General features: G+C 37.3%; 8 protein-coding genes. 4 read left to right on the plus strand and 4 right to left on the minus strand.

Annotated elements, in window-relative coordinates; all coding sequences use genetic code 11:
- The first annotated feature begins 40 nt into the window (after positions 1 to 40).
- The 4 genes from C0430_RS06510 to C0430_RS06525 all read left to right on the plus strand — a co-directional run bounded on the left by C0430_RS06510 (position 41) and on the right by C0430_RS06525 (position 7,682).
- Complete coding sequence (locus C0430_RS06510; protein ID WP_290866919.1) at positions 41 to 484, plus strand: DUF4268 domain-containing protein; 444 nt, start codon at positions 41 to 43, stop codon at positions 482 to 484.
- A gap of 64 nt (positions 485 to 548) precedes the next feature.
- Positions 549 to 3,803, plus strand: a complete 3,255-nt coding sequence (locus C0430_RS06515; protein ID WP_290866922.1) for a tetratricopeptide repeat protein — start codon at positions 549 to 551, stop codon at positions 3,801 to 3,803.
- Positions 3,778 to 5,712 (plus strand): DUF3857 and transglutaminase domain-containing protein, encoded by a 1,935-nt coding sequence (locus tag C0430_RS06520; RefSeq protein ID WP_290866925.1) that lies wholly within the window; start codon positions 3,778 to 3,780, stop codon positions 5,710 to 5,712. Before C0430_RS06515 ends, C0430_RS06520 begins: the two co-directional genes overlap by 26 nt.
- Positions 5,712 to 7,682 (plus strand): DUF3857 domain-containing protein, encoded by a 1,971-nt coding sequence (locus C0430_RS06525; protein ID WP_290866928.1) that lies wholly within the window; start codon positions 5,712 to 5,714, stop codon positions 7,680 to 7,682. Before C0430_RS06520 ends, C0430_RS06525 begins: the two co-directional genes overlap by 1 nt.
- Before the next feature lie 96 nt (positions 7,683 to 7,778).
- Here the strand turns inward: C0430_RS06525 and C0430_RS06530 are convergent, their stop codons facing one another.
- The 4 genes from C0430_RS06530 to C0430_RS06545 all read right to left on the minus strand — a co-directional run.
- Positions 7,779 to 8,009 carry a DUF3820 family protein gene (locus tag C0430_RS06530; protein ID WP_290866931.1) on the minus strand — a complete coding sequence of 77 codons (231 nt, stop codon included), beginning with the start codon at positions 8,007 to 8,009 and terminating at the stop codon, positions 7,779 to 7,781.
- A 79-nt stretch (positions 8,010 to 8,088) separates the two neighbouring features.
- Positions 8,089 to 10,017 (minus strand): LysM peptidoglycan-binding domain-containing protein, encoded by a 1,929-nt coding sequence (locus C0430_RS06535; RefSeq protein WP_290866934.1) that lies wholly within the window; start codon positions 10,015 to 10,017, stop codon positions 8,089 to 8,091.
- 134 nt (positions 10,018 to 10,151) lie between these two features.
- Positions 10,152 to 11,681: a glutamine-hydrolyzing GMP synthase gene (guaA, locus tag C0430_RS06540; RefSeq protein WP_290866937.1), complete on the minus strand. Its 1,530-nt coding sequence runs from the start codon at positions 11,679 to 11,681 to the stop codon at positions 10,152 to 10,154.
- Positions 11,682 to 11,739: 58 nt separating this feature from the next.
- A partial coding sequence (locus C0430_RS06545) for a hypothetical protein (RefSeq protein ID WP_290866940.1) occupies positions 11,740 to 12,365 on the minus strand: 626 nt, incomplete at its 5' end.

Here is a 12,365-nt window from a genome sequence, read left to right on the forward strand (position 1 = left end):
ACCTTACACAAATTTACCAAATTAAATTCAAACCAAGAAAATGTACAGCAAAGAGGAAACTCAACGATTAAAACGCGAATTCTGGGTTGCTTTTGCCGAAAAATACCCTCGAAAATGGGTATTGTATGACACCAAAATCAAGGACTTCTCCTTTAAATTTTATGTGGACAACAAAAAAGCGCAGGTATTGATTGACATCGAACACCGAAGTGACGATAAACGAATCGTCTATTTCGAAAAACTGGAATCTCTAAAAACAATATTGGAAGATGATTTTGTAAAAGACTTGGTGTTCGAAAAAAACTTCGTGCTGGAAAACGGCAAAAAAATCAGTCGTATTTGGGTAGAAAAAACAGCCGTGAGTGTCAGCAACAAAAAGTATTGGGACGAAATATTTGATTTTTTCAACGAGAAAATGCACGCCATTGAAATGTTCTATTTCGAGTATGGAGATTACATTCGAGATTTGGAAATTAATACTTAAAATTTTATTAAAATACTTACAAATATTCGACAAAAAATCTATATTTGATAAAATTAAATTCAAAATGAAGAAACTACTTTTTGTGCTTTTTGTTGGCTATTTTTCCAGTTCCTATTCCCAAACCGATTATTCTTTTGTATACAACAACGACTTAATCCTGAAAAAGGGAGTCTCGCTTTATGAAGAAAAAAAATATGCCGATGCCATAAAAGAGTTTGAAAAAATCAGCAAGGTCGATCCTAAATATTTGGAAGCCCAATATGAAAAGGCGATGGCGCTTTCTGCTCTGGAAAAAAAAGACGAATTGAAGGCTTTTTTTGAAGATTTACATACAAAAAATTTAATGCCGGAATTCCCAACCCTCTACACCCTTTACGGCAGTTTTTTGAGTGACCAAAAAGAGTATGAACAATCCGAAAAAATATTCAAGGAAGGGGAAAAATACTTGCCCAACTCTTCCAATTTTTTGTACAATTTTGCCATTTTGTATGTCAGAAAAGAAGAATCCCAAAAGGCGGTCGATTTGTTGGAGCGCATAATTACCAACGATCCCAACCACGGCTCTTCCTACTATTTGCTGGGAGCCATCGCCTTAGACAATGGCAAAATTGTGGAAGCAACCATGGCCATGATGAGCTATTTGGCCATTGCCCCAAACGGACGACATGCCGAAAAAGCCATTCTGAACCTGAATGCGAAATTTGGAGAAAATTATCTGGGAAAAAACAAGATAATTTTCTCTAAATCTGGGGATAATTTTGAAGAAATTGAAGTCATTCTTAGAAACCAATTACCGTTGAAATCGGCATACAAAATAAAATCAGAAATTGACGACGTGATTATTCGCCAAATCCAGGCCGTGGCCGAATATACATTGGAACACAAAATGGGTAACGGTTTTTTTGAAACCACCTACATTCCTTGGATCAAAGACATGATCGAAAAACAACGATTTGAAGCCTACACCTATTACATTCTGCAATCAATGGAAGAGAAAATTGGCAAAAAGCTGACTTCCAAAAAGAAATTAATAATCGATTTTAACGATAATTATATCCTTGACGAGTTTTGGAATTCGTTCGGAAAAAGGAAAATGGATCATTTTGGTTCACAACAAGAAGTCATTGTTACCTTAAAAAACAAAATTCCCTACTTAATTGGACAACAAATTAACGGCAAAAGCGAGGGCAAATACAAATACCTGAATGAAGACGGAAATCTTGCCGGTGAATTGAATTTCAAAAACAGCGAGCTGGATGGTGATCAAAAATATTTTGACGAAAAAGGAACTTTGATTGAAGAGAAATCCTTTAAAAACGGAAAACTGCACGGAACCCGAACCGCCTATTATTTGAATGGGCTGAAAAGCGTGGTCGAAAATTATTCGGATGGACTTTTGGACGGTCTGGGAACTTCGTATTACGTCAATGGAGGAAAACAATGTGAAGTCAACTTTGTCAAAGGAGAACGCGATGGAAAAATGGTGTGTTTGTATCCCAACGGCAGCATAAAATCCGAAGCCAATTATAGCAACGGAAAGTTGAATGGACTTTATGCCAGCTATAATGAAGTTGGCGACATAACAGAAACCTACACTTGCGTAGATAACTCGATAGACGGCAAATACATCGAATATCATGATGGTAAATCAATAAAATCTGAAGCCGTTTACGCCAATGGAACCATTAAAGATTCTTATAAAATGTACTATAGCAATGGCACATTGGAAAAAGAAAACACCTATGAAGCCGGAAAAATAAAAAAATCAATTACTTATTTCCCAACTGGAAAAATGGCTACCGAGTCCCTCTTTAATGACAATGAAGAAATTGAAACCTACACTTATTTTGACAGTAACGGCAACAAATATTTTGAAGAAAAATACAAATCGGGCGAACTCAAATCAGCTGTACAATATACTAAAAACAGTCCGAAACCGGTTGAAATGAGCTTGTCTAGCAAACCTTTTGTAATGAAAGATTTTGACGGAAACGAATTGGCTGCCGGAAATTTCGAAAAAGGAAAGAAAACCGGAGAATGGAAGCATCACTTTCCTTCGGGAACAAAAAGGCTGCAAGAATTTTATTCGCAAGGAAAACAAAACGGATTAAGTCATGATTATACGAACAATGGATTGATAAATGGCATAAAAAACTATTCGAATGATACCATAAATGGACTTTACGAAGTTTATGAAAATGGAAGATTGGACAGAAATTACTCGTATGACAAAGGAAGACAAAATGGGCCTTACAAGACATTTTATGCGGACGGTTCCCTGAAATCAGAAGGCTTTCTCGTGAATGGTGGCACGAATTTTGAAAAATTAAATTATTGGCAAAACGGCACCCTTTCCAGGAAAGAAAAATATATTGAAGACACCTTGACTTCGATGGAAACCTACAATAATAAAGGAGAAAAAGAAAACAGCTTTGATTGCAAAAACAAAACGGGGAAATTCACGACGAGTCATGACAATGGAACTACAATCCTAACCAATGAATTGGTAAACGGCACATTGAACGGAAAATTATTGGAAAAAGACAAATACAACAACCCCATAACGGAAACAGAATTTATCAATGGAGCGAGACACAACGCTTATAAAGATTATAGTCCGCTGGGAACAATTTATAGAGAAAGCACTTTTTATGCAGGGCAAATGAACGGTCTGGACAAATTATATGACATGGTTGGGAATTTGAGATATACCAACGAAAGAACTTTTGGCGATGAAAACGGAAAACTAACCCGATTCTACCACAATAAAATGAAGATGCAGGAATGCCAACAACTAAACGGTTCCTTCGAAGGGGATTTTACCTATTTTAACCAAAAAGGAGAGCCTGTCTTGATTATTGGTTACCAAGACAACAGCATCAAATATTACATCAAGAAAAACAAAACTGGTGAGCTTAACGAAAAAGTGGACATCATTGGCGAAACTGCCACTATTTCTTCGTGCTATCCCAACGGAAAAATTGCCATCTCCATAAAATACGTGAAAGGAAATGTCGAAGGAAAATTGACCATCAACAATGAATTGGGAAAACCAGAATATGAATCCAACAACGTCAACAATATATTAAATGGAGAGCGCGTGGAATATTATGCCAATGGCAACGTTTACAAAAAAGAACAATTTATAAACGGTAATTTTGAAGGTCTTCAAGAATATTTCAAGGAAGATGGAAAACCTTGGCTGACGGCTGAATATAAAAATGACGAATTACACGGCAATGTGCGGATTTACAATGAAGGAAAATTAACAACTACAAAAAAATATGATTCGGATGAATTGGTCGAAATTATCAAATAAACACTTATATATCTTGGCTTTTTTGGGAATTTTTAGTTTAACAAGCAATGCCCAAAATACTTTAGAAGATTACAAAAAACAATATCCTGATTTTAACGAACTCGTTTTAAACGACAGTCAAACCTATGATTTTTCTATTGAAAACAACAAGTTGAAAGTCGTTCAGGACAACCATTACGAGTCCGTAATTCTTACGGAAAACGGCATTCAAAACAACAAGGAATCGTTCAGCTATTCCGAATTGGTCAAACTGCAAAGTTATGACGCCTATTCCGTCATTTATGATAATGGCAAAGAAAGAAAAATCAAGGTGACCCAAACAAATGAAATTCAATCTGGCCAAAGCTCCGCTTTTTATGATGACGTAAAAGAGCGCCAACTTATTTTTCCAAACTTGGAAGCCGGATCCAAAAAAGTGTATCATTACCAAACCGAGTTTGTCGATCCTTTTTTGCTGCATAAATTTCTATTTGGAAGTCATTTGCCCATAAAGAATTCCACCTTGGAAATCAAGACGGAGAAAAACATCAACATTGGGTACAAAATATTTAACGACCCTTCTAATTCCATTCAATTTTCGAGAACGGAAAAAAAGGGAAAATGGATTTACAAATGGACGTTAAAAGATGTAAACCCCATAAAATTTGAAGGAAATTCGCCTGGTTTTTTATACATCGTGCCACACATTAATGTTTACATCAAGGATTATACCATCAACAATCAAAAAGTGGATGTTTTGGGCGACATCGACAAACTGTTTGCTTATTACAAAGGCTTTACCAAAAACTTGAACCAGACTGAAGATCCCACTTTAAAAGCCATTTCACTCCAAATCACCGAGAATCTAACCAACGATGACGACAAGGTCAAAGCCATTTTTTATTGGGTAAAAGACAATATCAAATACATTGCTTTCGAAAACGGATACGAAGGTTTCATTCCCAGGGAAGCCCGTTTAATTTGTGAAAGAAAATTTGGCGATTGCAAAGACATGGCCAGCATCATCACGGCAATGGCCAAGTATGCCAATGTCAAAAATGTATTTATTTCCTGGATAGGAACCCGCGAAATCCCTTATTCTTACAACGAATTGCCCACTCCTGCCGTCGACAACCACATGATTGCCGTATATAAAAAAGGGGAGGAATATCTTTTTCTGGATGCGACCGACAAGGAAACACTTTATGGAATCCCAACCGCTTTCATTCAAGGAAAAGAAGCCTTATATGGCGAAGGAAATACGTATAAAATTATTCCGGTTCCCATTGTTCCAGCCGAAAAAAACGAGATATTGGAACAAGTGAAATTGAAAATTGAAAAAGACAAACTCGTTGGCTCCGGGAAAATTGAATTCAATGGCTACAACCGAAGCCGCATTTTATTGCGTATCGGCGATGCCACAAACAAAACCCGGTTCGAAATGATAAAAAGCTTGGTGCTCAAAGGCAACAACAAGTTCAACTTGAAAGATTATACTGAAGAAAACATCAAGGATCGCGACAAACCCTATCAAATAGGCTACAATTTCGATTTGGGAAATTACATCGTGAAAGTGGACAAGGAGATGTATGTCAATTTGTTTTTGGACAAACCGCTGGAAAAAGTCATTATCGAAAAAGACCGATCTGCAAAATTTGAGTTCGAACATTTGAATTACATCAACACGCAATACGAACTGGACATTCCACAAAATTGCACGGTGAAATACCTTCCGAAAAACTTTAGTCTCGACAATGATTATATAAAAGTAGACATCGTTTATGAGGTAAAAAACAATAAAATAACCTTAAATTTACGTCTCAAACAAAAAAAGTTGTTGTTGGACCAACCTGACTTCGAACTTTGGAACAAGACTATAAAAGATTTAAAAAGCAATTACGCCGACACCCTAATTTTATTAGAAAAATAATGAAAACAAATCACTTAAAAAATATTTTCACGCTAGTTATCCTATTGAATTCTTCGCTGTTTTTTGCTCAGGAATACTCCTTTAAAAATTACGATTGGAACGAGAAAGAAACCACAATCGCCATCCCGGTCCAATACAAAAACGAGAAAGAAGTAATTCTGGAGCGCAACACAAAAATAGAATTTGTGGTTATGGGCAAATCGGCAAAGCAATACCATTTATTGCACGAAAAAATCTATATCAATTCAGATGATGCCATCGAACGCAACAATAAAATTTACATTCCGTTCAGTCTAAACGAAAGTGTTTTAGTCAACAAAGCCCGAGTTATTCTTAAGAATGGCACCGTCATTCATTTAGACAAAAAAGACATCAAAGAAGATGTGGACCAAGAAAAAGGAATGAAATACAACTATTTTGCCGTAAACGGTTTGGAGAAAGGAGCCGTAATCGAAAAAATTTATGTCCTGGAAGAAAGCCCTGAATTTACTGGACAAACCATCAAAATGCAGGATGAATACCCCATTGCCAACTTAAATTTTGAATTGATTTCGCCTAATTACCTCGTTTTCAAAACCAAATCCTACAACGGATTGAGTGAAGCCGTAATCGATGATAAAAAAATAGAAAACACCACCGTTTTAAGCATCACTGAAAAGAATATTCCAGCCTTGGACAACGATGAAAACTATTCGAACTGGAATTTACAATTAAAATTGTTTCGCTATAAACTAGATGAAAATCTAATGAATGGAGGTAGAAATCTTAACAACTTTAAAGCATTTTCAACAAATGTGTTCGACAGACTCAATCCAGAATTGGATAAAAAAGACCTCAAGGCACTGGAAGACTTTTGCAAGACCATTCCAAAAACGAACGATTTGCAAGAGCAGGTTTGGAACATTGAAAACAAAATAAAAAAAACCATCGCTTACGATAGATACATTGACAGCAAGGAAACCTTGTCTGACATTATCAACACCAAACAAGCCAACCAGACGGATATTTTAAAAATTTATTTGGCGGTATTCAAAAAATTCAAAATTGAAAACAATGTGGTTTTTACCTCAAACAGATATAAAATTCCTTTTGACAAAGAATTTGAAAGTTTTGAAAACTTGAGCGAATTGTTGTTCTATTTCCCCACCATCAAAAAATATTTGACCCCAACCGAAATAGAATACCGCATTCCTTTATTCCCGGCTACCGTGGCAAATAATAATGGATTGTTTATCAAGGAAAAAACATTTGCCGGCGTCAAAATGGGCATTGGAGAAATTGATTTTATCGCAATTCCCGGAACAGACATCACGCACGACATCATGAATATCACGGTCGATTTTACCCAGGACATGGAAAATCCATTGGTAACGAGCAACCTGACCTTTGGCGGTTATTCAGGTTTAAATTTTCAACCCATCAAGGATTTTGCTTCGGCGGAACAATACAAAACCGTCTTGAAAAGCATAGCCGAAAATTATACCGCGGAAGCAGAATACAAAACATTGACCACTGAAAATGACGGAACCGAGTTTATTGGCAAGAAACCATTTGTCCTGAATGTCACTTTTGACGGGAAAGAACTTACCAAAAAAGCGGGAGAAAATTACTTGTTTTCTGTGGGGGAAACCATTGGCAAACAAATGGAATTCTACCAAGAAAACAAAAGAGCATTGCCCGTAGAAATTGATTTCCCCCATTTATACACCAGAAACATCAAAATTTTGTTGCCAAAAGGAGCCACCATCAAAAATCTAGACAAGTTTGTCATGGATTACAAAACGGACATAAACGGTAAAACCGAAGCCGCTTTTACCAGCAAATACACCAAAAAAGGCGACGAAATTCTGGTCGAAAATACCGAGTTTTACAACATTATCAACTATCCGTTAGATCAATTTGAAGACTACAAAGCCGTAATCAATGCCGCTGCCGACTTCAATAAAATAGTGATTATCTTAACAAAATAAGTTTACAGATTAAAATTTAAAACCGCAAATTCGCAAATTAACTCCATTTAAACGGATGAAAAATTTGCGAATTTGCGGTTTGTTTTTGGGCTTTATTCAGGGTTTTGGATATCTTTTTCTAATATTGCGAATCAACTCTTCGAGTCCGTTGAGTTTTAATTCGTAAATCAATTGCAGTTGTTGGCCTAATTCCCCTTTCGGAAAACCTTTGTTGGCATACCAAACCACGTAATATTCGGGCAAATCTATGAGATATTTGCCTTCATATTTGCCAAAAGGCATTTTGGTATGGGCTAATTTGATGAGTTGTTTTGGGTCTTGTTCCATTTTTTTTAGGAGAACGAAATCATTATTCTATTCTCTACATTTTTTAAGCTACTGATTGGATGGAATGCTGACCACTTCCCTAATTGGCTTCTTTTATCGTTAAATCAGTGTCGTAGTAGAGGATATAAATCCCTTTATTGGCATAGCCTCCTCCCTCTTTTTTGTAATATTCAAACTTGTTGTCCACTTGTTCCGTTGCAAAGGAATCAGCGGTTTCCTGATAACTTTTTCCTTGCGACAAACGCATCATCGTGTCAAAAGTCACGTCAAAACCACGAGTGGCATAAGTGCTTGGCGAAATCTTGTTGTCCTTTCGGTATTCTTTTTCGAAAATCAGGGCTTGAGGAGATTCGTTTTCACGGGTTACCGAAGGGTACATCAATTTCAATTTGGTCAAGTTTTCAAAATTAATTTCATCGGTATCCAATGTTTCATTGGGTTCCAAAATCACCAACTGCACTTTGTAATTGGCCAAAGCGCCCATCATCGTGCTCATGGTCCATTTTATCATGACTGTGTTGGCTGTTTCCAAAACCACGTAATTCATTTTGTCTTTAACGAACAAACTTTTCAATCCCTCAACAGACAAACTTCCGTTCTCTTGAAGCGGGGCAAATTGCACGTCTTTTTGGTTTTCACGGATGTATTGTCTCACCAATTCTCTCTTTTTGTCGACAACTGCGATGATTTTTCCGCCTTTTAACCTCATAAAATCAAACATGGCAGTCTTTAAAGCTTCATTTGACGGGATTGTTTGATACAAATTAGGAAAAGCATTCCCTACATCTTTGGACAAAGGCGAAATCACGGGAACATTGTTTTTTTCCAATAGTTCGGCAGTTTTCTCTACGTTATTTTGATAAAAAGGACCTATGATGGCATCGGCAGTTTCTAAATTATTTTCCTTATTTAGGCTGGAAACATTAGAACCGTTTTTGGTTTCTTGGGAATCAAATATGGTAACGTCGACATTAATTCCAATCGCTTTAGCAGAATCTATGGCCATCAAGGCACCGGAATAAAAATCCAAAGTCATGTTCAAAAACTTGTCTTTTTTCAATCGCATCGACGTAGAATTGACGGTGTCGCCTTCAATTTTAGAAAGATTGAAAGGCAAGAGCAGCACCAGTTTTTTGCGGTCACTTGTACCGCTTTGTTTTGACAAGGAAGTATACACTTTTTTAGTTTCCGTTTCCTGAGGAATTGAGGCTGATTCTGGCATTTTCAACACCATTCCCACTTCGACACCATTGGTCAAAGCCGGATTCAATTGAAGGAATTCCTCTTGACTTAAACCCGACATTTTAGACAAGCTGTACAAGGTTTCTTTGGGTTTTACCACATAATCCACATAACTACTTTTTGGGGAAACTTTTAGATCAATGGTATTCACGGTTCCATTTTTAGGCTCCGCAACTGCCACTTTATCCGTTTTTGGAGCCGTTCCCTTGATAGTCAATTGATATCCAATGGTCAAATTAGGAATAATTTCCGGGTTTCGTTTTTCGAGTTCTTCGATGGTAATTCCATATTGTTTGGCAATCGAATACTTGGTTTCCTTTGGAAGCACCACGTGAAACACATATTTTTCAGGAATTGAGGCAACCGTTTTTGAACTTGCATTTGAAGGAATAACCAGTGTTTGTCCTATTTGCAATCCTAATTTTTCCAATTCGGGATTGGCTTTCTTCAGGGCTTCATCCGAAACGCCGTATTTTTTTTCGATACCAAACAAAGTTTCCTTGGGTTCCACTTTGTGTGTTCGGGTTGGTGCATTTACTTTAGAAACACTTCCTTTTTTTGGAATAAGCAAAACGGCGTTGGGTTTCAAGCCACTTTGCGCATCAGGATTCAATTTGTAAATATCATAAGGAGTGACATTGTACTTTTGGGCAATTTGGGCTATTGTTTCCCCTTTTTCAACCTTGTGGGTGCGATTGTTTTCTTGAGAAAAACCATTGAAAGAAAAAACAAAAATGGCCAAACAAAGCGTTATAAAATATTTCATCCTTATTGTCATTGTATAAATTAGTTTTCAAAGATACCAAAACGGTATCAAATTTTATTCCAAAATTTGATACCGTTTTTATATAATTTACGTTAAATAATCGTGTCAGAAATCAATAAAACAATGACCCTGTTTTATTCCCATTCGATAGTTGCAGGCGGTTTTGAGCTGATGTCATAAACCACTCTATTGACCCCTTTCACTTTATTGATGATGTCATTGGAAACTTTCATCAAGAAATCGTAAGGCAGATGAACCCAGTCAGCGGTCATTCCATCGGTAGATTCCACGGCACGAAGCGCCACCACTTTTTCGTAAGTACGCTCATCGCCCATTACGCCCACACTGTTTACGGGAAGCAAAATCGCTCCGGCTTGCCAAACTTTATCGTACAATCCCCAAGATTTTAAACCGTCGATAAAAACTTTATCCACGTCTTGCAAGATTTGCACTTTTTCGGGCGTGATGTCTCCTAGAATTCGGATGGACAATCCTGGTCCCGGAAAAGGGTGTCTTCCCAATAATTCAGGATCTATTCCCAGGGTTGCTCCCACTCTGCGCACTTCGTCTTTGAAAAGCATTCGCAAAGGTTCCACAATTTTTAATTTCATGTAATCTGGCAATCCGCCCACATTATGGTGTGATTTGATGGTTGCCGAAGGTCCTTTTACCGAAACGGATTCGATGACATCAGGATAAATCGTTCCTTGTGCCAACCATTTTACGTCTTCAATGAGGTGTGATTCATCGTCGAAAACTTCGATAAAAACCCGTCCAATAATTTTACGTTTGGTTTCAGGATCGCTGACTCCGGCCAATTCAGAGAGAAAACGCTCTCCGGAATCCACTCCTTTCACGTTCAATCCCATTCCTTTGTATTGGTCCAAGACATTTTGGAATTCGTTTTTTCGCAGCAAACCATTATTTACGAAAATGCAATAAAGGTTTTTGCCAATGGCTTTATTCAACAATACCGCTGCCACTGTAGAATCGACACCTCCCGAGAGTCCTAAAACCACTTTGTCGTTTCCTATTTTTTCTTTCATTTCGGCCACGATTTCTTCGACAAAAGCGTTTGGCGTGAAATTTTGTGGCACTTCAGCGATTTTCACCAAGAAATTCTCCAGCATTTTGGATCCATCCGTGGAGTGAAAAACTTCGGGATGGTATTGAATGGCATAAGTTGTCTCGCCTTCTATTTTGTATGCTGCAAACTCCACGTCGTGCGTGCTTGCCAGCTTTGTTCCTCCGGTTGGCAAAGCCTTGATACTGTCACTGTGACTCATCCAGACCTGGCTGTTTTGGGAAACACCATCAAAGAAAACTTCGTTCTCCTTAATATAGGACAAATTGGCCCTACCGTATTCCCTGGTGTTGGATGCCGCGACTTCGCCACCACTAAAATGGGCTAAATATTGTGCTCCGTAACAAACGGCAAGCAAGGGTAGTTTTCCCCTAATTTGGGACAAATCGGGATGTGGAGCATCTTCTCCCCTGACAGAAAAAGGGCTTCCACCCAAAATTACCGCTTTGTAACTTGATAAATCACTTGGAAAATGATTGTATGGAAAAATTTCGCAGAATATATTTAATTCGCGAACTCTACGGGCAATAAGTTGTGTGTATTGCGATCCGAAATCTAAAATAAGTACGTTGTGTTGCATTTGGCAAAAATACTTTATATTATCGGAATTGAAAAATTGAAATTTGGAAAATTATAAATTACTCTCGAATAACAATCATTTTAATTTTAACTCCCAGAGCCAAGTTGTTCCAATACTCTGTGGTGATGTCTCTATTGACGTCGTCTAAAACGTGTAATTCGGCGGTATTTCCGCCAGAAGTTCCTGTACTGGCCACCACCAATTCAATTTGATTTAATCCAAGAGCTAAAGGAATCCTGAATTCTCCAAATTCATAATTCAAATACAAACCTGAACGCAATACTTTACCGTTCAAATACACATTGATTAAATCGCCATCTATTTGGATATAATCTCTATATTTAACAGTAAAAAATTCAGATTTGGTTCGATATTCGCCTAAATAGCGATCCACTCTGTCCAAAACACTTTTATCCTCTTTTAATTCTTCCCGAACTAATGTTTTATCCAAATCCTTGCTCATTTTAGCCTGGTAAACATCGCCCAACTTGTGTTTGAAATTATTATTGGGCTTCATTGAAAATTTACTTGTGGTGCTGCCCAACGAAAAGGAATTATTGGGTTTTGGCTTTATGCCAAAAATGTTTGTTTCCTTGAATATATTGGGAGTAACGATTTTAGGAAAATTCAGTTTTGGAATATCTGATGGCGGAGGCAGGGTTTCTTTTTTGGGTTTTACGATGG

Source organism: Flavobacterium sp., assembly GCF_013823965.1.
Taxonomy (GTDB): Bacteria; Bacteroidota; Bacteroidia; order Flavobacteriales; family Flavobacteriaceae; genus Flavobacterium.